Source organism: Pseudomonas sp. RP-B7 (genome assembly GCF_059803535.1).
In genome coordinates this window covers 98,156-118,184 of record NZ_JAPFHC010000005.1, presented here as the reverse complement: position 1 = coordinate 118,184, position 20,029 = coordinate 98,156, and the positions used below count along the sequence as shown (strand labels likewise).

Sequence of the window (20,029 nt, the reverse complement as noted above, 5' to 3'; positions counted from 1 at the left end):
AAGGTCAGCGGCGGTCAGGGGAGCGTAAAGCTTGGGTAAAGAGGGTTTTGGTCGGGCCTGACAAAAACTTGCGCGTCAGAACACCGCGTGTGGGAGCGGGCCTGCTCCCACAGGGACAGCGATGGCTTAAAGGCTGTAGTAATAGCCGCGGCTACGCAGCGCCATGATCCGTGGCCGGCCATCGGGGTGCGGGCCGATCTTCTTGCGCAGGTTGCTGACGTGCATGTCCAGGCTGCGATCGTAAAGGGTCAGCTTGCGGCCCAGGGCAATCTGCGCCAGTTCCTGTTTATCCAGGGGCTCGCCGGGCTGACGCAGCAAGGCTTCGAGCAGGCGGCTTTCGGAGACGGTGAGGGTGAATTCCTGTTCGTCGATGCTGACCACACCGCGCACCGGGCTGAAGCACAGGTCGCCCAGTTCCATCTGCGTGGAGACCGCGGCCGGGTGGCTGCGGCGCAGCACGGCGCGCAGGCGGGCGGTGAGCTCGCGGGGGTCGCAGGGCTTGGCCAGATAATCGTCGGCGCCGAGTTCCAGGCCAAGGATGCGGTCCAGCGGTTCGCCACGGGCCGACAGCATCAGCACTGGCAGCTCGGGGTGGTCGGTGCGCAATTGCTTGAGCAGCTCCAGGCCACTGCCGTCGGGCAGCATTACGTCGAGCACCACGGCGGCGGGCGCACTGTCGGCCAGGGCTTTGCGCGCACTCAGGCCGTCATGGCAGGCGCGCACCTGGAAACCTTCCTGGCTCAACCAACTGCTCAGCAGCTCACAGAGCTCCTGGTCATCATCTATCAGTAACAGCTCGCTCATGACTCACTCAATTTAGCCATTGTCGACGGCGACGGTGCCCACCACTGGCGAAGATCCCGCACAGCAAGGCGATCAATGCGACGGCCCCGCCGGTGACAAACCACTGTTGTTGCTCGGTCAGCCAGCGCGTCAAGGCGCCGCCCTGTGTCTCTTTGAGTTGCTGGGCCAGGCGTTGGTTCTCTTGGCGAAGACGACTCAATTGCGCGCTTTCGCGGGCGGCGTCCGCGTTTTGCAGTTGCTTGCTTAGTTCATCGCGCTGGCGTTCGCTTTCTTTCAAGCGTTGCTGCAACTCGGTGATCTGGCTGCCGGCACTCAACGACAGAGGCGTCGAATTGCCGGTGTTAGGGGTTTCTTCAGCGTGGGCCGTAGCCCCGATCGTTAACACTACCAACAGACACAACTGACGTAAGCGCATCGGAACTCCTGATTCCACACGAATATTCAGAACGTTGTCGGCAGGTTACCGAGAATAATGAGCCATTGGGAGTGTGCCGAACGCAATAGGTTCGGCACGGACCCCGGTCAAGGCAGGACTTGCTTGAACGGCTTGATCACCACGTCGGCATAAACGCCGGCCGCGACATACGGATCAGCCTTGGCCCAGGCTTGGGCATCGGCGAGGGAGGCGAACTCGGCAACGATCAGGCTGCCGGTGAAACCGGCTTCGCCCGGGTCGTTGCTGTCTACCGCCGGATGCGGGCCGGCCAGTACGATGCGGCCTTCGGCTTGCAGCTGCTTGAGGCGCTCGACGTGGGCCGGGCGGACGCTCAGGCGTTTTTCCAGCGAGTTGGCAACGTCGGTGGCAATGATGGCGTAGAGCATGTCAGTCCTCGGTTTTTGGCGTGGTGGGGGCGGCGTCATGCAGGTGGCGCGACAGGTAGATGCCCTGGCCGACCAGGAACAGCACGGTCATGCCCAGGCTGCCGAAGACCTTGAAGTCGACCCAGTAGTCCTGGAATGTAAACGCGACGAACAGGTTGGCGGCGCCGCAGAAGATGAAGAACACGATCCAGGCGATGTTCAGGCGTGTCCACACCGGCTCCGGCAGGGTCAGCGCGTGGCCCATGATCCGCTTGATCAGCAGGCGGTCACCGATGAAGTGGCTGCCGATAAACACCAGGGCGAACAGCCAGTTGACCACCGGCGCTTTCCATTTGAGGAAGGTTTCGCTGTGGAAGGCCAGGGTCAGGCCGCCGAATACCAGGCAGGCGACCAGGGTCAGCCATTGGCTTTTTTCCAGCTTGCGCTGGGAGATGAAGATGGCGCCGTAGACGACGATAGAGCTGATGATCAGTACGGCGGTGGCGCTGTAGATGCCTCCGAACGAGAGCTGGTGACCGGCGATATCGATGACCCTGGGGTCGAGTTTGGTAACGATGAAAAACAGCAACAGCGGGATGAAGTCGATGAATTGTTTCACAGTAAGAGCCAGAAGCTGGATGTGGCGGCATAATAACAAACATCCTTGGTAGCGAAAGCGCCAGCTGACTTGAGGTTACACACTCCCGTGAATGTTGATTTGCACTGCCACAGCACGGCCTCCGACGGCGCCCTGGCGCCCGCGGTACTGGTTGCGCGTGCGTTTGAAAAAGGCGTGCGAGTCCTGGCGTTGACCGACCACGACACCCTCGAGGGCCTCGATGAAGCCCGCACGGCGGCGCAGGCGCTGGGCATGCAACTGGTCAACGGCGTGGAATTGTCCTGCACCTGGGGCGGCGCCACCATTCACGTGCTTGGCTACGGTTTCGATCAAACAGCCGCGCCGCTGGTGGCCGCCATTGCGGCGTTGCATGATGGCCGCTGGCTACGCTCCGAAGAAATCAGTCGCAAACTCGGCCTCAAAGGCATGCCCAACGCCCTCGACGGCGCCCGTGCCATCCAGCAGGAGCTGGGGGACAGTGGCAACGCCCCGGCCCGGCCGCATTTCGCCGACTGGATGGTGCGCGAAGGGTTTGTCAAAGACCGCGCCGAAGCTTTCCGCAAATGGTTGGGCGCCGGCAAGCTGGGCGACGTCAAACAACACTGGCCGACCCTGGAAGACACGGTCGAGACCCTGCGCGCCTCCGGCGCCTGGGTCAGCCTGGCGCATCCATGGCATTACGATTTCACCCGCAGCAAGCGCCGCAAGCTGATCAGCGACTATATTGGAGCAGGCGGCCACGCAATCGAAGTGGTCAACGGGCACCAGCCCGCCGAACAGGTGGGCAGCCTGGCGATCCTTGCCCGCGAATTTGGTCTGCTGGTCAGCGCCGGCAGTGACTTTCATGGCCCAGGTGGTTGGTCCGAAATCGGCGAGTATCGCCAGGTACCTGATGACCTGCCGCTCTTGTCGGGGCGATTCAAGCATGACCCCATTACTGCCACCGTCTGAACAGGTAGAACACGTGAGTCAATTCTTCCAGATTCATCCGGAAAACCCCCAGGCGCGCCTGATCAAACAGGCCGTGGAGATCATTCGCGCCGGCGGCGTGGTGATCTATCCGACGGACTCGTCCTACGCCATCGGTTGCCAGATCGGCGACAAGGGCGCGGTCGAACGTGTACGCCGCCTGCGCCAGCTGGATGACAAACACAACTTCGCGCTGATCTGCAGCGACTTGTCCCAACTCGGGCTGTTCGCCAAGGTCGACACCGGCACGTTCCGCCTGCTCAAGGCCCACACGCCGGGGCCCTACACCTTCATTCTCAACGCCACCCGCGAAGTGCCGCGCCTGTTGCTGCACCCGAAGAAACGCACCATCGGCCTGCGCGTGCCCGAGCACCCCATCGCCCTGGCGCTGCTGGCCGAGCTGGGTGAGCCGTTGATGAGCGTGTCGCTGATCATGCCCGGTGAAACCGAGCCGCTGGAAGACCCGTACGAAATGCGCCAACTCCTGGAAAAACAGGTCGACCTGATCATCGACGGTGGCTTCGGCGGCAACAAAGCCTCCACCGTGATCAACCTGGCCGATGGCGAGCCGGAAGTGATCCGCGTCGGTTGCGGCGATCCGGCGCCGTTCATGGTCGAGGCCTGAATGTCCGCTGTGGAAACCGTTGATCCCCAGGCCGGCGCCCAGCAGGAACTGCCATTCGCCATGGTCTATGGCCAGGCGGTCATGGAAATGCCCCTGGACCTGTACATCCCGCCGGACGCCCTGGAAGTCTTCCTGGAAGCCTTCGAGGGCCCGCTGGACCTGCTGCTGTACTTGATTCGCAAGCAGAACATCAACATCCTCGACATCCCGGTGGCGGAAATCACCCGCCAGTACATGGGCTATGTCGAGCTGATGCAGTCGGTGCGCCTGGAGCTGGCCGCCGAGTACCTGGTGATGGCCGCGATGCTCGCCGAGATCAAGTCGCGCATGCTGCTGCCACGTTCGGAGACAGTGGAAGCCGAAGAAGACGACCCGCGTGCCGAACTGATCCGTCGCCTGCAAGAGTACGAGCGTTTCAAGGCTGCTGCCGAAGGTATCGACGGTCTGAGCCGCGTCGGTCGTGACGTGGTGGTGCCCAAGCTGGATGCGCCCGAGGCCCGCGCCCGAAAGCTGTTGCCGGATGTAAGCCTGGAAGAATTGTTGATGTCCATGGCCGAGGTGCTGCGCCGTGGCGATATGTTCGAGAGTCATCAGGTCAGCCGCGAGGCGCTGTCCACCCGCGAACGCATGAGTGATGTGCTCGAGCGCCTCAAGGGCGGCGGGTTTGTGCCGTTCGTCGAGCTGTTCACTAAAGAAGAAGGGCGTTTGGGGGTAGTGGTGACCTTCATGGCGGTCCTTGAATTGGTCAAGGAATCCTTGGTCGAGCTGGTCCAGAATGAGCCTTTTGCGGCTATCCACGTGCGGGCGCGAGCCGAATAAAGAGCTGAATCGATGAATCTGACTGAACCCCGCGAACTGGCCCCGCTCCTGGAGGCTTTTCTACTGGCCTCGGGTAAGCCCCAATCGTTGGAGCGCCTGTTCGAACTGTTTGAAGAAGCCGAGCGCCCTGAGCCGCCGGTGTTCAAGAAGGCGCTGGAGATTCTGCGCAAATCCTGCGATGGCCGAGCCTTTGAATTGCGCGAAGTTGCGTCAGGCTATCGCTTGCAGATCCGTGAGAAGTTTTCCCCGTGGGTCGGCCGATTGTGGGAAGAGCGCCCGCAGCGTTATTCGCGGGCGATGCTGGAGACCATGGCGCTGATCGCCTATCGCCAACCGATCACCCGGGGCGAGATCGAGGACGTACGGGGCGTGGCGGTCAACAGCCATATCGTCAAGACCCTGCTGGAGCGCGAGTGGATTCGCATCGTCGGCTACCGCGACGTGCCCGGCAAACCGGCGATGTTTGCCACCACCAAGGTGTTTCTCGACCACTTCAACCTGAAAAACCTCGATGACTTGCCGCCGTTGGCCGAACTGCGCGAGATGGAGCCGGACCCGGTGCTGGACTTCGACGACGCACCTGTGCCCGCCAGCCTGCAAGAGCTGGCCGATGCCAGCGCCGAGCCGGAAGAGCCGAAGGACGAAACCAGCTTCCACACCTTGTTGCTGGAATTGGACGACATGGAGCAGGGCATCAAGACTGACTTTGATGATTTGTTGCGTGATGGTGCCGTTGAGCCTGAGGCCGCAGAGATTGCTGAACCTGAACCTGAACCTGAACCCGAACCCGAACCCGAGGAAGACATCCTCGGCGTTGCCCAAGCCCGCGAAAAACTCCTGGCCGCCGTCGCCGCCCTCGAACAGCCGGCCTTGAGCGACGAAGAAGCCGAAGCCCGTGCATTGGCCGAAGCCATCGAAGCTGAGCGACGCGAATTCGAAGACTGACCCAATCCCGCAAACACTGCTGAACCCCCTGTGGGAGCGGGCTTGCTCGCGAAAGCGGTCTATCAGTTGACTTATGTGGTAACTGACACACCGCATTCGCGAGCAAGTCGAATCGTCGCACCGCCGCTCCCACATGTTGACCTGTTGTGGGCCACTGGTCGGCGCAAGGCCAGCGACTTTGCCTTTATCAACTAGTCTCTGATGCGCAACGCGCAGCATACGCGTATGATTCGCGACCCTTCGCCGACCTCTTCGGCCTAGACCCCGCTTTCAACACTCTTCAGGCCACGCCTGAATCGACCCACCGGGAGGTGCTTAAGATGAACGACAAAGACCAGAACGACAGCCAGGAAATCGGCCCAGCAGGCGAAAAACTGCAAAAGGTGCTGGCGCGTATCGGCGTGGGCTCGCGCCGCGACGTCGAAGCCTGGATCACCCAGAAGCGCATCAAGGTCAACGGCGTCGAGGCTACCCTCGGCCAGCGCGTCGACCTGCACGATGCAATCACCATTGATGGCAAGGTCATCAAGCGTGAAGAGGCCGCCGAATCGGTGCGCCGCGTGATCATGTACAACAAGCCCGATGGCGAGATCTGCACCCGTGACGACCCGGAAGGCCGTCCGACCGTGTTCGACAAGATGCCCAAGCCTAAAGAAGGCCGTTGGATCAACATCGGGCGCCTGGACATCAACACCACTGGCTTGCTGATGTTCACCACCGACGGTGAACTGGCCAACCGCCTGATGCACCCGTCCTATGAGATGGACCGCGAATACGCCGTGCGTGTACGTGGCGAAGTCGATGACGAGATGATTGAGCGCTTGAAAGCCGGTGTGGTCCTCGAAGACGGCCCGGCCAAGTTCACCGACATCAAGCAGGCTCCAGGCGGCGAAGGTTTCAATCACTGGTACCACTGCGTGGTGATGGAAGGCCGTAACCGTGAAGTCCGTCGCCTGTGGGAATCCCAGGGCCTGGTGGTCAGCCGCCTGAAGCGCGTGCGTTTCGGCCCGGTGTTCCTGAACTCCGACCTGCCGATGGGCCGCTGGCGCGAAATGAGCCAGTACGAAGTCGACATTCTCAGCGCCGAAGTCGGCCTGACGCCGGTCGCCATGCCGCAGATGAACGCCAAGAGCAAAGACAAGCTTGAGCGTATGCAGCGTAAATCGTCGCGTCCTGTGGCGCGTACCGAGCGTGTTGCGCGCACGCTGCGCCCAGCGTTGAATGCACCGGCCACCGGCGGTCGTATCTCCCGTGAGCCGCACATCGAAGGCGAGCGCCGCCCAACCGCGCCATCGCGTCAGGAAGGCGAGCGCGCTCCACGTGCACCGCGTCCGGCTCCGACGGGTGGTCGCAGCAACCGTGGTGAAGCCGAGCGCCCGGCCGACAACGCCAGCACCAAGCGTCCAGCCAAGCCGGCGGCGAACAAGCGCCCTGGCCCGAAACTGGTCGCGGACGAGCCGTCGGGCAAGCGCCGTGGCGCGCCGGCCGGTTCGGGCCAGCGTCCTGGTTTTGGTCGCAAGAAGCCGCAGTGATGTTTTAAGCGCGGCCTGAAAACGCCAACCCTCGGGTTGGCGTTTTTTTTTGCCATTCAAAAAATGTGTGTGGGGGCTCCCCAGCGCTGCTGATAGCGGGATTCAGAAGGCAAAGCTGCCATCAAACACCGGCTTGTCATCCAGTGCCAACACCCCGCTGGCGAAGATCAGGTCCAGATGGTGGCTGCCTTTCTGCCCGCCGCCCAAGCCCAGGTGCAAGCCGCAGTGGCGCTCCTCGAAGCCCGCATTGCGCGCATACAGATCCTTGACCCCTTCATTGGTGCCAATCCCCAATTCCTCCACGCGCCGGTTCGACGGGTTGGCGTTCAGGTACTTGTTGAAATCCTCCACCAGCCCCGGCACATCACTGGCCACGCTGCACACCGTCGAATTTTCGATCCACAACTGCAGTGGCGATTGCAGCACGCCGTACTTGCGCGCAAACGGGATGGTGCTGAGGAAAGTACCGACAAACCGTACCTGGCCATTGATGGCTTCGCTGTGGGTGGCGATTTCGCCGGGCGCCAGGTCGTGGTTGCCGACGCCGTTGATATTGGTCCACTTGCGCACGCTGCTCAGCGGCGCCTGAAGGCGTGAACCGTGCTTGTCGGTAAAGCTCAGCACCTGGGCCTGGGACAGGCGCCGGATCAGCGTGGCGTTGAGGTCGGCGATGCGCTGGGGCTCGACGCTGAAGGTGTCGTAGAAGTAGTCGCCGTAATCCTTGAACAGCAGGGACTTCTGCCAGTGCTCCGCCATCACCCCTTGCAGGTCGCGGATAAACGCCGGGCCTTGGGCGCTGGGGTTGGGCAGTGTCGACGAGTCGTACAGGAACAGGTACAGGTCGCAGCTTTCGATGGCCTGGGCCAGGGTCTCGCTGCTGGCCAGATCCAGGCGCTGCACCTGGAAGTTGAAACGCGCCGCGCTGGCGTGGGTGATGGCCAAGGCAATCGCCTCATATCGCGCGGTGTGGCCCAGCAGTACGGTGGGGCAGTTCAGGCCGGTGAGGGCCGGGTGGTGGGCGAGGTAGTAAAGAAAGTGTTCGACAGCGCGGGCCTTGTCCATGACGGGTGTCCTTGTGTGCCTTGGGTAAGGGGGGCAGGTGCCGTGCACAGCACCTGCCAGGAGCCTGTCGGGCGTTACGGCCACATCGCGGTGCCAAACGGCACCACGGCGTCGGCTTGCATCATTTCCACGGCGGCCTCATGGGTAGGGGCTTCAAACCAATCGTCGAGTTGCAGTTCGGTTTCCAGAGCGTTTTCCAGTGTGTGCATGCTGTCTCTCCTTGAAGGCATTTTCGGAATGGCTTGCCGACCGGCAAGTGGTTTGAACCTAGGAGAGAGTGTTTCAGAAAGCAAAAAATTTAATGACACGGTTCCATTGGCGATTTTTGTTGCGGTTTTCCATGGGGATTTTTTCCTGAGGAAATACAGCAGGCTGGCGGTGCTGATTTTGAACCAATCGGCGACCGCCAATTTTTCTAAAACTGACAGCCGTAACGTAGGTTTTCCGCCCTGTAACGATAAATTTACGGGTCTGTGGCGGGTTCATTGGCGTAGCGGTTGCCGTAAGGAATACCTGACAGTTCGTCGCACGCACCATTCGAGAGCGGCCCCAAGCAGTCGAGCGGTGTACAATGCGCCGCGTTTTACTGTGACCCCTCCTTGCGCAACCACGCGAAAGGCCAAGACCTCAGGGTTTGCCTACCCTGATCACTCCGTTTGGCTACGAGCCGGACGGGTTCGATTTCGTCACAGATAAAAACAAACAGGTGACGCATGACCCTTAGAACGACGCTGTACTCCTGGTGCCTGCGCTGGGGTTTGAGCGGGGCTGCTTGAGTCGAGATTCACGGCAGCTACGTGTATTCAACATCATCAAACCTTGCGTGAGACCCTTTTCATGAGTGGACCCCATTCCTCTTCAGGCGAGCTGAAACGCGGCCTGAAAAATCGTCATATCCAGCTGATCGCCCTCGGTGGCGCCATCGGTACCGGCCTGTTCCTCGGCTCGGCCGGGGTGCTCAAATCCGCCGGCCCGTCGATGATCCTGGGCTATGCCATCTGCGGCTTCATCGCCTTCATGATCATGCGCCAGCTTGGCGAAATGATTGTCGAAGAGCCGGTCGCCGGTTCCTTCAGCCACTTTGCCCACAAGTACTGGGGCGGTTTCGCTGGCTTCCTGTCGGGCTGGAACTGCTGGATCCTGTACATCCTGGTGGGCATGTCGGAGCTGACGGCCGTCGGCAAATACGTACATTACTGGTGGCCGGAGATCCCGACCTGGGTCTCGGCGGCGGCGTTCTTCGTGCTGATCAACCTGATCAACCTGGCCAACGTCAAAGTCTTCGGTGAGGCCGAGTTCTGGTTCGCGATCATCAAGGTGGTGGCCATTGTCGGCATGATCGCCCTGGGCAGCTACCTGCTGGTCAGCGGCAGCGGCGGCCCGCAAGCTTCGGTGAGCAACCTGTGGGAACACGGCGGTTTCTTCCCCCACGGCGTTGGCGGCCTGGTGATGGCCATGGCGATCATCATGTTCTCCTTCGGTGGCCTGGAAATGCTCGGCTTCACCGCTGCCGAAGCCGACCAGCCACGCACCGTGATCCCGAAAGCGATCAACCAGGTGATCTACCGCATCCTGATTTTCTACATCGGCGCGCTGGTTGTGCTGCTGTCGCTGACCCCGTGGGACAGCCTGTTGACCACCCTCAATGCGTCCGGCGATGCCTATAGCGGCAGCCCGTTCGTGCAAGTGTTCTCGATGCTCGGCAGCAACACCGCTGCGCACATCCTCAACTTCGTGGTCCTGACCGCGGCACTGTCGGTGTACAACAGCGGCACGTACTGCAACAGCCGTATGCTGCTGGGCATGGCCGAGCAGGGCGATGCGCCCAAAGCGCTGGCCAAGATCGACAAGCGCGGCGTGCCGGTGCGTTCGATCCTCGCCTCGGCGGCGGTGACCCTGGTGGCGGTGCTGATGAACTACCTGATCCCGCAGCACGCGCTGGAACTGCTGATGTCGTTGGTCGTGGCCACGCTGGTGATCAACTGGGCGATGATCAGCTTCTCGCACTTCAAGTTCCGCCAGCACATGAACCGCACCGGCCAGGTGCCGCTGTTCAAGGCGCTGTGGTACCCGTACGGCAACTACATCTGCCTGGCGTTCGTGGCGTTTATCCTGGTGGTGATGCTGATGATCCCGGGCATCCAGGTGTCGGTGTACGCGATCCCTGTGTGGGTGGCGTTTATGGCGGTGTGTTATGGCATCAAGAACAAGCGCAGTGCCGAAGCGGTGCAAGCCTCGGCGAATGCGGCGTTGAAATAAGCCAACGCCTGAAAACACGGAACCCGGCGCTTTGCCGGGTTTTTTGTGGGCGCCGGCAGGTTAGAATCGCGCCTCGTTTTAATGCCTGACCGGCACAGCGGTCCTTTAGACCTGATCGGCTTGGATTTGAGCGGTTTTCGCCTCAATGATGCCAAACTGTTCAAAGGCGCCGTGATTTCCAAAGCCCAGGCGTCGATGTTGTTGTCCCAGTTGGGCTTGTCCGTTGCTTAGGGTGTTTGATTGATGCTGGTGATTTCCAACAATGTGCACTTGCCCGATGCCGAGATCGAGCTGACCGCCATTCGCGCCCAGGGCGCCGGTGGGCAGAACGTCAACAAGGTATCGAGCGCGGTGCACCTGCGTTTTGACATCCCTGCGTCGTCGTTGCCGGAGTTCTACAAGGAGCGGCTGCTGGCGCTGCGTGACAGCCGCATCACCAGCGACGGCGTGCTGGTGTTGAAAGCCCAGCAGTATCGGACCCAGGAGCAGAACCGCGCGGATGCGCTGGAGCGTCTGGTGGAGTTGATCCTCAGTGCCACCAAGGTCGAGAAGAAGCGCCGCCCGACCAAGCCGACGCTGGGCTCGAAAAAGCGTCGCCTCGAATCCAAGACCAAGCGCGGCAACATCAAGGCCGGGCGCGGCAAGGTCGACTTTTAGTCGCCGCGCGTTTCGCGGGCCTTGGGCGCCTGGCGGTACAGGTAAACGCTGAGCAGCAAGCCACCGAGGGCAGCGAGGGCGGCGAACAGGAAGATCGATGCAAAGCCAAAGCCGGCCGCGACCGCCCCAGCCAGCGGTCCGGTGATCCCCAGGGACAAGTCGATGAACAACGAGTAGGCGCCCACCGCCGAGCCACGGCTGGAGGCGGGTACCAGGTTGACCGCCTCCACGCCCAGCGCCGGAAACACCAGGGAAAAACCGAAGCCGCTCAATGCTGCACCCGCCAGGGCCAGGTTGGCGTCCGGCGCCAGCCATAACAGCAGCAGGCCAAGGATCTCCACCGACAGGCAGGCAATCGCCACGCGAAAGCCGCCGATGCGGTTGATCAAGTTGCCAAACAACAGGCGCGCACCGATAAAGCTCGCGCCGAACAGGCTCAGGGCCCACACCGCGTTGTCCCAGTGCTGGGTGGTGTAATACAGGGTGATAAAGGTGGCGATGGTGCCGAATCCGATCGAGCCCAGCGCCAGCGCGCAACCGTGGGGCAGTACGCGGCCCAGCACGTTCATGAACGGCAGGCGCACGCCGGCGACGATGGGCGCGGCTTCCTTCTTCCAGGCCAGCAGCAGGCCGATGACGGCGAGCAGGATGATGCTGACGCCCATGCTCCACAGGCCCAGGCTTTTCACCAGCAACACGCCCAACGGTGCGCCGACGGCCAGTGCGCCATAGCTGGCGATACCATTCCACGAAATGACCTTGGCCGTATTGGCCGCGCCGACACGGCCGATGCCCCAACCGATGGCGCCAGAGCCCACCAGGCTTTCCGCGCTGCCCAGCACCAGGCGCCCGATGAGCAGGCTGCCCAGGCTGATCGCCGGCAGGCTGGAAAACCACGCGGCCAGCAGCATGAACACACCGCTCAGGCCACAGCCGACCAACCCGATCAATACCGCGCGCTTGCTGCCCAGGTTGTCGATGATTTTGCCGGCATACGGGCGGCTCAGCAGGGTGGCCAGGTATTGCAAGCTGATCACCAGGCCGGCGATAACGGCGCCGTAGCCCAGTTCACTGTGGACATAGCCGGGCAATACGGCGAGGGGGATGCCGATATTCAGGTAGCCGATAAAGGTAAACAACACGATGGAAACAACTTGCAGCGTGACCGCCATGGGGCGCTGGGTATCTGGCATGGGAGAGGTCCACAGTCGCAGCAGGTAAAGATAGGCTGCTAATGATACCGATGGTTTGGCCCACGCAGGGCGGTAAATTCCAAAAACGTCAGATCAGAAAGACGTCAGGACTTGGACGGGGCGAGCAATTGGGTGGTGACGAGGGCGGCCAAGGCGTTTTCCTGGGTGCCAAAGCGCTTGAGCAGCAGGGCTTGTTTGTCCGCGCTGAGGCGGTTCCAGACGTCGACCATCTGCAAGGCAGCGTCGAGGACGGCGGTATCCGGGGTATCTGTCATGGCGTCTATCCAGGTCTATTCAGGCAGTGTGGAAAGCGCGCAAAGCTGCGCTTTCCACACGGTCTGGTACGGCGTCAGCCCTGGCTTTTGCCGTCGACTGGTTTTGCTTCTTTGGCCTCAGGCTGCTTTGGGCTGGCCTGCTGCGGTGTTGGCTGCTCAGTTTCGTGCAGGCTTGGGAAGGGGAGATTAGGTATCTCGTGCATCGTCGTCGCTCCTCGCAAGGTCTGTTTTTTCAATCGCAGGTGATTCCGCGCTCTCAAAAAGCCTTGGCAGGATACAGCACTGCAAATGACAAAAAGATTTTTCTGTCGGCGGATGTCAGAACTTTGATCATTTAACGCAAGTGACATGGGGTCACACGTCTAGAACGGGACTTTGCCAAGGATCATGTCGCGATACATCACGAAATCCCCCAATAAGCTGTAGAACGGGTGCTTGAAGGTCGCCGGGAGGTTCCTTTCGAAGAAGAAGTGGCCGATCCAGGCAAAGCTGTAGCCGGCAATCGGTATGGCCAGCAGCAACGCCAATGAGCCCCGACCAATGGCATAGGCCAGGATGCCGATCACCAGGGTGGTGCCGATGAAATGCAGGCGCCGGCAGGTACTGTTGGCATGCTCGCCCAGGTAATACGGGTAGAACTCAGCAAAGCTATTGAATTGCTTGATATTTTCCACGATTGCCGGCCCTTTGATTGTTGTGCCGCCCAACAGATGTTCGGCGGGGAGCTTATTTGAGTCTAGAGTGATCAGTGGTAACGGCCAGTGACAATAGATGCCACTTTAGTATCCTTGGCTTTCCTGGCTGCCGTTTAAGCCTGCTTTATTAAGAAGACGCCATGAGCGAACGAACAACTTCTGCAAGCTGGGCGATGGGGATAGTCAAGGCATTGGAAATGGATGGCCTGGACTGCCGGACGCTGTTCAAGCAACTGGGCCTGGATTACGCCGCCCTGAATGACCCCGATGCACGGTTTGCGCAAGACTCCATGACCCGCCTGTGGCAGCGTGCGGTGGAACTGTCCGGCAACCCGGCAATTGGTCTGAACATGGGCAAGGTGGTGCGCCCGGCCTCGTTTCATGTGGCCGGGTATGCGTTGATGTCGAGCAACACGCTGGCCGAGGGGTTTATGCGCCTGGTGCGTTACCAGCGGATCATTGCCGAAAGTGCCGACCTGAGTTTCCGCCTGCTACCTGAAGGCTATGCGTTGATTCTGACGGTGCATGGCGATCACCTGCCGCCCACCCGGCAAAGCGCCGAAGCCTCGCTGGCCAGTGCTTTGGCGCTGTGCGGCTGGCTCAGCGGCCGCACCCTGCAGCCGCGTAAAGTGCTGTTGCAAGGCGATCACCCGGTGGACCTGGGGCCGTACAAACAAGCCTTCCATGCCCCGCTGGAATTCAACGCGGCCTACGATGCACTGATTTTCGAGCAGGCCGACATGGAGGCGCCACTGCCCACCGCCAACGAGGCCATGGCGCTGCTGCATGATCGGTTTGCCGGTGAGTACCTGGCGCGCTTCTCGGAAAGCCGCGTGACCCACAAGGCCCGGCAGGTGCTGTGCCGCCTGTTGCCCCAGGGTGAGCCCAAGCGCGAAGTGGTGGCGCAGACGCTGCACCTGTCCCAGCGCACCCTGCAACGGCGATTGCAGGAGGAGGGCACCAGTTTTCAGACCCTGCTTGATGACACCCGTCGCGAACTGGCCGAGCAATACCTGGCGCAACCGAGCATGACCTTGCTGGAAATTGCCTACCTGTTGGGGTTTGCCGACCCGAGCAATTTCTTCCGCGCCTTCCGTCGCTGGTTCGATGCCACGCCCGGTGAATACCGGACGCGGTTGCTCGAAGCGTCGACGGTCAGTGGCGCCAAAACGCCGGAATACACAGAACAAAGACCGTAATGATCTCCAGTCGGCCGAGCAGCATGCCGAGCGACAGGATCCACTTGGCCGCATCCGGCAGGCTGGCGAAGTTGCCGGCCGGGCCGATGGTTTCCCCCAGGCCCGGGCCGACGCCGGACACCGTGCTGGCAGCGCCGGTCAGCGCGGTCATCCAGTCCAGGCCGAGCAGCGACAGTGCAAGGGCGATGGCGCAGATGGTGATGGCGAAGAAGAACGAAAAAGTCAGGATCGAGCGTACGATTTCTTCGTCGAGACGGTGGCCGTTGTACTTCTGCTTGATCACCGCGCGAGGGTGAATCAATTGGTTCAAGTTGGCCTTGAGCAGGATGTAGGCGACCTGGAAGCGGAAGATCTTGATCCCGCCCGCCGTGGAACCGGAGCAGCCGCCGATAAAGCCCAGGTAGAAAAACAGCATCAGTGAGAAGTTGCCCCACAGGCTGTAGTCCCCCAGTGCAAAACCTGTAGTGGTCACCACCGAGGTAACGTTCAGCGCCACGTGGCGCAGGGCGTCCAGCCAATGCAGGTCGGTGGTCCACCAGTACCAGGTGCCGAGCACCAGCCAGGTTACCAACAGCAAGCCGAGCAAGCCCTGCACCTGCTGATCCTTGACCAGCGCCTTGCGGTTGCCGCGCAACGTGGCGACATACAGGGTGAACGGCAGGCTGCCGAGGATCATCACCACCACCGCGACCCAGTGCACCGCCGGTTGTTTCCAGTGGGCCAGCGACTCATCGGAGGTGGAGAAGCCGCCGGTGGAAATCGCCGACATCGCGTGGTTGATCGCATCGAACAAACCCATGCCGGCCCACCAGAACGCCAGGCTGCCCAGGATGGTGATGCCCACGTACGCCGCCACGATCAGGCGCGCCACCATGTGTGAGCGCGGCATGACCTTTTCCGAGCGGTCCGAGGATTCGGTCTGGAACAGACGCATGCCACCGATGCGCAGCAGCGGCAGGATCGCCACTGCCATGCCGATAAAGCCGATACCGCCGAGCCAGTGCAGCAGCGAGCGCCACATCAGGATGCCCGGCGACATGCTATCCAGCCCGCTCAATACGGTGGAGCCGGTGGCGGTGATGCCGGACATGCTTTCGAAAAACGAGTCGGTGTAGCTGATGTGCTGGGTCAGCAGGAACGGCAGCGCGGCAAAGATGCATACCACTACCCAGCTTGTGACGGTGAGCAGGTACATGTCCCGTGGGCGCAGGTGCACGTGTTCGGGGCGGCCGGGGATGACCAGGGCCAGGCCGGCGAGAAAGGTGATCATGCTGGCCCACAGGAACGAGGGCAGGTCGCGGGTGCGTTCGAAGATCACCAGGGTGGCCATGGGCACCACCATGGCGATTGCGAGGGTGATCAGGAAGATGCCGATGATGAAACCGATGATGCGTAGGGTCGGCAACGCCATGAAGTGAGCTCGGGTGATTGGGCAGAGGCGCCATTCTACCTGGGGTGCAGGTCTTGTAAACCGGCCCCTTCAGGCGATACCGAGCAAATGTGGGAGTGGGCTTGTGTGGGAGCGGGCTTGCTCGCGAATGCGGTGGGTCAGCCAAATATTCCAGTGACTGATACAGCGCATTCGCGAGCAAGCCCGCTCCCACATGGGGTTTGTGGTGTTTGATGCAGGCATTAAAAAGGCGACCCGAAGGCCGCCTCATTCAACTCGGCGTTGATCAGAACTCGTGATCAGCGTTGTCCGGGTTCAGGTCGCTGATGCCCAGCTTGCCCGCCGCCGCTTCGATCGAACCGGTCTGCTTGACCAGCGCCGCGATGGCGTCACGCACGATCTGGTTGCCCGCATCGTTACCGGCCGCGATCAACTGGTCGTAGTGCTCACCCTTGTTGGCGTGGTCAACCATGACTTGGATCTTCGCTTCGGTCGCTGCCAGGTCTGCCTTCAGCGCGCTGTCGGCAGCCGGGTCGACCTTGGCCACCAGGGACGACAGGCTGGCGCCGGTCAGCTTGGTGCCGTCGGTGCGGGTGTATTCGCCCAGGTAAACGTTGCGGATGCCCTTGGCGTCGTAGAAGTGCGAGTTGTGGGTGTTGTCGCTGAAGCAGTCCTGCTCGTCTTCCGGTGAGTTGGCTTCCAGGGACACTTTCATACGCTCACCAGCCAGTTCGCCGAGGGACAGGCTACCCATGCCGAACAGCATTTTGCGCAGGCCGTCGGTGGCCGGTTCAGCCTCCAGGGTGGCACGGTAGTTGTCGGCGACGTTTGGCTTCCAGTTGCCGACCATTTCTTCCAGGTCGCTCACCAGCAGCTGGGTCACGGCGCTCAGGTAGGCGCGGCGACGCTCGTTGTGGCCGCCCGTGGCGCCGTCGCCGGTCAGGTAGTCCGATGCTGGGCGGTTGCCGGCGCCAGGGCCGGTGCCGTTCAGGTCCTGGCCCCAGAGCAGGAATTCGATGGCGTGGTAGCCGGTGGCGACGTTGGCTTCGGAACCGCCCAGCTCGTTGAGGCTGGCAAGTTTTTCCGGGGTGATTTCCTTCACGTCGACCTTGTCTTCGCCGACCTGGACTTCGGTGTTGGCGACGATGTTGGCGGTCGCGCCTGGGTTACCCAGGGCGTGTTCGTAGGACTTGTCGACGTAGTCGATCAGGCCTTCGTCCAGCGGCCATGCGTTCACCTGGCCTTCCCAGTCGTCGATGATGGTGTTGCCGAAGCGGAACACTTCGCTCTGCAGGTACGGGACGCGTGCGGCAACCCAGGCCGCGCGGGCGGCTTTCAGGGTTTCGTCGTTCGGCTTGGCGAGGAACGCGTCGATGGCGGTCTGCAGGGTTTTGGCGGTGGATTCGGCGTCGCTGTAGACCGCGAACACCATGTCAGCGTAATGCGCGACCACGGCCTTGGCAGCTGCTTCGTCGACTTGGCCGGCAGGGGTGGCAGCCGCTGGAGCGGTAGTGCTGGCAGCCGGGGTCGGCGCCTGTGGCGCGGCGGCCTTGTCTTTACCTTCGCCGCAACCGGCGAGAGAAATGGCAATGGCCAGCAGACTGGCGGTGGCCAGGGGCATACGAATCATGGCGAACATCCTGCTTCGGTTGTTGATAGGGCGCGCGGGGGGAGCGCAAAACTGCGACATAATGCGAAAGATTTGCATTTTGTGTAAAGGCTTAAACGCGGGAAATATTCAGTATCGTTTTCTCGGTTCAAAGAATCGCGGCGTTATTGCGCTCTGACTGTTTCAGATACGCGGCCAATTCCCGCGCCGGCAGCGGTTTGCTGTAGTGATAGCCCTGCCCCTCATGGCAACCCTCGGAGATGATGTAGGCCTCTTGTTCCGCGGTTTCCACGCCTTCGGCGATCACCTGCATGCCCAGGCTTTTACCCAACTGGATAATCGCCCGCACGATGGTGGCATCGTCGTCGTCATCCAGCAGGTCCTGGACGAAGCTCTTGTCGATCTTGATCTTGTCCAGGGGGAGGCTTTTCAGGTAACTGAGGGATGAATAGCCGGTGCCGAAGTCGTCAATCGCGATCAACGCTCCGGAGCGGCGCAGGCTCAGCAGGTGTTGGGCGGCGGTGCTGATGTCTTCCATCAGGCCGGTTTCGGTGACTTCCAGCTCCAGGCTGCGCGGCGGCAGACGGTAGATCTGCATCAGGTTGTTGACCACTCGCGGCAACTCGGTGTGGTGCAACTGCACGGTGGACAGGTTGACCGCCATGCGCAACTCGGTGAAACCCAGGTCATGCCATTCGCGCAACTGCCGGCAGGCCTGGTCCAGCACCCATTCGCCAATCGCGATGATGGTGCCGTTCTGTTCGGCCAATGGGATGAACAAGTCAGGCGGCACCAGGCCATGTTCCGGGTGCTGCCAGCGGATCAACGCTTCGACGCCCACCACACGGTGGTCGCGGTAGCTGATTTGCGGTTGGTACACCAGGTGGAACTGGTTGCGACTCAAGGCGTCGCGCAGGTCTTTTTCCAGTTCGCGGCGGCGGCGCATTTCGCTGTCGACGCTGGCGATATAGAACTGGTAGCGGTTGCGTGACCGGCTCTTGGCCAGGGTCATGGTCTGTTCGGCTTTTTGCAGCAGCTTCTCGGTGCTGTCGCCATCTTCCGGAAACAGGGTGATGCCTATAGTGGCGCGCAGTCGGATCTGTTCGTGGTCGAGGGCGAATTCCGCTTCGAGGTCATCGAGGATGCTTTGCGCCAACTCCGCGGCTTCGTAGGGTTGGTCGATGTCGGCCTGCACCAGGGCGAACTGGTCGCCCCCCAGGCGGGCGAGGGCGCCGAGGCGGCCGCTATGGGCGCGCAAACGGTCGGCGAGGGCCAGCAGCAATTGGTCGCCGGCCTGGTAGGTGAACTGCTCGTTGACGCTCTTGAAGTCGTCCAGGCCCACGCACAACACCGCCACGCGGCGCTGCCGGCGGCCGGCGTCGATGAGGATCTTGTCCAGTTGTTCCTGCAGCTTCTGGCGATTGGGCAACCCGGTCAGGAAGTCGTACTGCGCCATGCGCCGCAGGCTGCTCTCGGCCTCGTGACGCAGGTGGGTGTTGCGCTCGATGGATTCGAGCAACTGGTTGGCGGTATTGATCCACAGCCCCAGTTCATTGCGTTCATGGCCTTTGAGCTGGGGGATCTTGTGTTCGCTGGGCCGGTCCGGGTTGATCGACGTCAGGTGCTCGATGATCCGCGACAACGGCTTGGTCAGCAGCCAGTGGTAGACCAGGTACAACACCAGGCCCATCGCCAGGGCCCGAAGCACTCCGGAGATAAAGATAATCACCGAGCTGACAATAAAATCCTTGCCGTACGTGGCGGTGTCGAGGGTGATGCTCAGGTCGCCGTAGTACTCGCTGTAGGGACCTTTGCCCACCAATGCCGTGGTGAACGTGCGTTCCTGGCCAAGAATCAGGTCGGTCAGCCAACGGCTGGGGGATTGCTGCAGGGCGCGGCTTTTTTCCGCGAGCATGGTTTCGTTGGGATGGCCGATGGACGCCATGCGTACCGCATCGTCTTGAAACAGGCCCTCAATGACCTGCATTCCCATCTCGCGGTCCAGGCTGTAGACGGCCTGGGTCGAGGGGTCGCGGAACATGTCGAGGATGCGCTGGGCATCGCTGGCCACGGCCTGGCGCGTTTTGTAGGCATCAAAGACGATCTGCGCCACGCTCAGCGCTACACCCACGACCAAGGCCGACAGCAGCACGACCCGTAGCAACTTCACCGACAAGCTGTTTTTGAGTTCCAGCTTCAAAGGGGGATTCCTTGTTCCATGCGGGTAGCCTCAATATGCCATGAGTATTGGCAATCTGAGGGTGGCAGTCAAAGGGACATTCGGTTAAGCGGGAAATGTTGAGAAAAGTGGAACCCAGCTCGCGGAAATTGCCACCCACGCGGTGAGGGGAATGAGCCTCTCGTTGAATACTGGAGTACTTATTTATGTTGACGGCATTGGCAGGCGTAGCGGTGCCTGCAGTGGTTGCGGCTGCAGCCCCTGTGGTTGGGCAGGGTTTGAAAATGTTAGGGGATGTTGGCGAGCAGGTCGTAAAAGGCGCGATGGGCGCAGTCTTGGGGGGGGCGGGTCTAGGGCAGTCAAATCCAACAATCAACTTTGGGGGCAGCAACAATCG

22 protein-coding genes are annotated in these 20,029 nt (G+C 61.3%); 8 read left to right on the top strand and 14 right to left on the bottom strand.

Annotated features, from left to right (window positions below):
• Positions 1-126 precede the first annotated feature (126 nt).
• From OPU96_RS07395 to OPU96_RS07380, 4 genes are all read right to left on the bottom strand, one after another.
• Entirely contained in the window at positions 127-804 is a 678-nt protein-coding gene (locus OPU96_RS07395) for a response regulator transcription factor (protein WP_226456234.1), read from the bottom strand.
• A 7-nt stretch (positions 805-811) separates the two neighbouring features.
• A complete protein-coding gene (locus OPU96_RS07390) occupies positions 812-1,219 on the bottom strand; it encodes an SH3 domain-containing protein (protein WP_192299404.1) in 408 nt (135 codons plus the stop codon).
• Between the two features lie 107 nt (positions 1,220-1,326).
• On the bottom strand, positions 1,327-1,626 hold the full coding sequence (locus OPU96_RS07385) for a YciI family protein (RefSeq protein ID WP_010208140.1): 300 nt from the start codon (positions 1,624-1,626) through the stop codon (positions 1,327-1,329).
• A 1-nt stretch (position 1,627) separates the two neighbouring features.
• Positions 1,628-2,224, bottom strand: a complete 597-nt coding sequence (locus OPU96_RS07380; RefSeq protein ID WP_192299403.1) for a septation protein A — start codon at positions 2,222-2,224, stop codon at positions 1,628-1,630.
• Positions 2,225-2,311: 87 nt separating this feature from the next.
• Between OPU96_RS07380 and OPU96_RS07375 the strand changes: the two genes are divergently transcribed.
• The 5 genes from OPU96_RS07375 (at position 2,312) to rluB (ending at position 7,114) form a co-directional block, all read left to right on the top strand.
• Positions 2,312-3,175, top strand: a complete 864-nt coding sequence (locus OPU96_RS07375) for a PHP domain-containing protein (protein ID WP_192299402.1) — start codon at positions 2,312-2,314, stop codon at positions 3,173-3,175.
• A 13-nt stretch (positions 3,176-3,188) separates the two neighbouring features.
• Positions 3,189-3,818, top strand: coding sequence for an L-threonylcarbamoyladenylate synthase (locus tag OPU96_RS07370; protein WP_192299401.1), 630 nt, complete (start codon positions 3,189-3,191; stop codon positions 3,816-3,818).
• Positions 3,819-4,637 (top strand): segregation and condensation protein A, encoded by an 819-nt coding sequence (locus OPU96_RS07365; protein ID WP_124524903.1) that lies wholly within the window; start codon positions 3,819-3,821, stop codon positions 4,635-4,637.
• A gap of 12 nt (positions 4,638-4,649) precedes the next feature.
• Positions 4,650-5,582: an SMC-Scp complex subunit ScpB gene (scpB, locus tag OPU96_RS07360; protein WP_498558921.1), complete on the top strand. Its 933-nt coding sequence runs from the start codon at positions 4,650-4,652 to the stop codon at positions 5,580-5,582.
• Between the two features lie 320 nt (positions 5,583-5,902).
• A complete protein-coding gene (gene rluB / locus OPU96_RS07355; RefSeq protein WP_192299399.1) occupies positions 5,903-7,114 on the top strand; it encodes a 23S rRNA pseudouridine(2605) synthase RluB in 1,212 nt (403 codons plus the stop codon).
• 102 nt (positions 7,115-7,216) lie between these two features.
• Here the strand turns inward: rluB and OPU96_RS07350 are convergent, their stop codons facing one another.
• The 3 genes from OPU96_RS07350 to OPU96_RS07340 form a co-directional block, all read right to left on the bottom strand.
• Positions 7,217-8,176, bottom strand: a complete 960-nt coding sequence (locus OPU96_RS07350; RefSeq protein ID WP_226456232.1) for a M29 family metallopeptidase — start codon at positions 8,174-8,176, stop codon at positions 7,217-7,219.
• Positions 8,177-8,250: 74 nt separating this feature from the next.
• On the bottom strand, positions 8,251-8,385 hold the full coding sequence (locus tag OPU96_RS07345) for a hypothetical protein (RefSeq protein ID WP_263864820.1): 135 nt from the start codon (positions 8,383-8,385) through the stop codon (positions 8,251-8,253).
• Positions 8,386-8,458: 73 nt separating this feature from the next.
• Positions 8,459-8,662 carry a hypothetical protein gene (locus tag OPU96_RS07340; protein ID WP_498558920.1) on the bottom strand — a complete coding sequence of 68 codons (204 nt, stop codon included), beginning with the start codon at positions 8,660-8,662 and terminating at the stop codon, positions 8,459-8,461.
• A gap of 351 nt (positions 8,663-9,013) precedes the next feature.
• Between OPU96_RS07340 and OPU96_RS07335 the strand changes: the two genes are divergently transcribed.
• Complete coding sequence (locus tag OPU96_RS07335; RefSeq protein WP_192299397.1) at positions 9,014-10,435, top strand: amino acid permease; 1,422 nt, start codon at positions 9,014-9,016, stop codon at positions 10,433-10,435.
• Positions 10,436-10,678: 243 nt separating this feature from the next.
• Complete coding sequence (arfB, locus tag OPU96_RS07330; RefSeq protein ID WP_192299396.1) at positions 10,679-11,092, top strand: alternative ribosome rescue aminoacyl-tRNA hydrolase ArfB; 414 nt, start codon at positions 10,679-10,681, stop codon at positions 11,090-11,092.
• On the opposite strand, the gene OPU96_RS07325 is transcribed toward arfB, so the two are convergent.
• The 4 genes from OPU96_RS07325 to OPU96_RS07310 all read right to left on the bottom strand — a co-directional run bounded on the left by OPU96_RS07325 (position 11,089) and on the right by OPU96_RS07310 (position 13,234).
• Positions 11,089-12,285: an MFS transporter gene (locus tag OPU96_RS07325; protein WP_226456231.1), complete on the bottom strand. Its 1,197-nt coding sequence runs from the start codon at positions 12,283-12,285 to the stop codon at positions 11,089-11,091. The two genes, arfB and OPU96_RS07325, sit on opposite strands and share 4 nt — an antisense overlap.
• A gap of 104 nt (positions 12,286-12,389) precedes the next feature.
• Positions 12,390-12,560, bottom strand: coding sequence for a hypothetical protein (locus OPU96_RS07320; protein ID WP_226456230.1), 171 nt, complete (start codon positions 12,558-12,560; stop codon positions 12,390-12,392).
• A gap of 74 nt (positions 12,561-12,634) precedes the next feature.
• Positions 12,635-12,910: a hypothetical protein gene (locus OPU96_RS07315; protein ID WP_192299578.1), complete on the bottom strand. Its 276-nt coding sequence runs from the start codon at positions 12,908-12,910 to the stop codon at positions 12,635-12,637.
• 12 nt (positions 12,911-12,922) lie between these two features.
• Entirely contained in the window at positions 12,923-13,234 is a 312-nt protein-coding gene (locus OPU96_RS07310; RefSeq protein ID WP_498558919.1) for an Mpo1-like protein, read from the bottom strand.
• Positions 13,235-13,395: 161 nt separating this feature from the next.
• Between OPU96_RS07310 and OPU96_RS07305 the strand changes: the two genes are divergently transcribed.
• The gene (locus OPU96_RS07305; RefSeq protein ID WP_192299392.1) at positions 13,396-14,454 is read left to right on the top strand and encodes an AraC family transcriptional regulator; all 1,059 of its coding nucleotides are present in this window, start codon (positions 13,396-13,398) and stop codon (positions 14,452-14,454) included.
• Here OPU96_RS07305 and OPU96_RS07300 read toward each other — a convergent pair.
• From OPU96_RS07300 to OPU96_RS07290, 3 genes are all read right to left on the bottom strand, one after another.
• Positions 14,411-15,865, bottom strand: a complete 1,455-nt coding sequence (locus OPU96_RS07300) for a TrkH family potassium uptake protein (protein WP_192299391.1) — start codon at positions 15,863-15,865, stop codon at positions 14,411-14,413. The two genes, OPU96_RS07305 and OPU96_RS07300, sit on opposite strands and share 44 nt — an antisense overlap.
• Before the next feature lie 265 nt (positions 15,866-16,130).
• The gene (locus OPU96_RS07295; protein ID WP_226456229.1) at positions 16,131-17,474 is read right to left on the bottom strand and encodes an imelysin family protein; all 1,344 of its coding nucleotides are present in this window, start codon (positions 17,472-17,474) and stop codon (positions 16,131-16,133) included.
• Positions 17,475-17,601: 127 nt separating this feature from the next.
• On the bottom strand, positions 17,602-19,653 hold the full coding sequence (locus OPU96_RS07290) for a putative bifunctional diguanylate cyclase/phosphodiesterase (protein ID WP_192299389.1): 2,052 nt from the start codon (positions 19,651-19,653) through the stop codon (positions 17,602-17,604).
• Positions 19,654-20,029 lie beyond the last annotated feature (376 nt).

Bases quoted from the DNA above. Each gene is read 5' to 3' on its own strand.
- OPU96_RS07395 (WP_226456234.1), bottom strand. From the start codon at position 804: ATGAGCGAGCTGTTACTGATAGATGATGACCAGGAGCTCTGTGAGCTG.
- OPU96_RS07390 (WP_192299404.1), bottom strand. From the start codon at position 1,219: ATGCGCTTACGTCAGTTGTGTCTGTTGGTAGTGTTAACGATCGGGGCT.
- OPU96_RS07385 (WP_010208140.1), bottom strand. From the start codon at position 1,626: ATGCTCTACGCCATCATTGCCACCGACGTTGCCAACTCGCTGGAAAAA.
- OPU96_RS07365 (WP_124524903.1), top strand. From the start codon at position 3,819: ATGTCCGCTGTGGAAACCGTTGATCCCCAGGCCGGCGCCCAGCAGGAA.
- scpB (WP_498558921.1), top strand. From the start codon at position 4,650: ATGAATCTGACTGAACCCCGCGAACTGGCCCCGCTCCTGGAGGCTTTT.
- rluB (WP_192299399.1), top strand. From the start codon at position 5,903: ATGAACGACAAAGACCAGAACGACAGCCAGGAAATCGGCCCAGCAGGC.
- OPU96_RS07350 (WP_226456232.1), bottom strand. From the start codon at position 8,176: ATGGACAAGGCCCGCGCTGTCGAACACTTTCTTTACTACCTCGCCCAC.
- OPU96_RS07345 (WP_263864820.1), bottom strand. From the start codon at position 8,385: ATGCACACACTGGAAAACGCTCTGGAAACCGAACTGCAACTCGACGAT.
- OPU96_RS07340 (WP_498558920.1), bottom strand. From the start codon at position 8,662: ATGAACCCGCCACAGACCCGTAAATTTATCGTTACAGGGCGGAAAACC.
- OPU96_RS07335 (WP_192299397.1), top strand. From the start codon at position 9,014: ATGAGTGGACCCCATTCCTCTTCAGGCGAGCTGAAACGCGGCCTGAAA.
- arfB (WP_192299396.1), top strand. From the start codon at position 10,679: ATGCTGGTGATTTCCAACAATGTGCACTTGCCCGATGCCGAGATCGAG.
- OPU96_RS07325 (WP_226456231.1), bottom strand. From the start codon at position 12,285: ATGCCAGATACCCAGCGCCCCATGGCGGTCACGCTGCAAGTTGTTTCC.
- OPU96_RS07320 (WP_226456230.1), bottom strand. From the start codon at position 12,560: ATGACAGATACCCCGGATACCGCCGTCCTCGACGCTGCCTTGCAGATG.
- OPU96_RS07315 (WP_192299578.1), bottom strand. From the start codon at position 12,910: ATGTCACTTGCGTTAAATGATCAAAGTTCTGACATCCGCCGACAGAAA.
- OPU96_RS07305 (WP_192299392.1), top strand. From the start codon at position 13,396: ATGAGCGAACGAACAACTTCTGCAAGCTGGGCGATGGGGATAGTCAAG.
- OPU96_RS07300 (WP_192299391.1), bottom strand. From the start codon at position 15,865: ATGGCGTTGCCGACCCTACGCATCATCGGTTTCATCATCGGCATCTTC.
- OPU96_RS07295 (WP_226456229.1), bottom strand. From the start codon at position 17,474: ATGATTCGTATGCCCCTGGCCACCGCCAGTCTGCTGGCCATTGCCATT.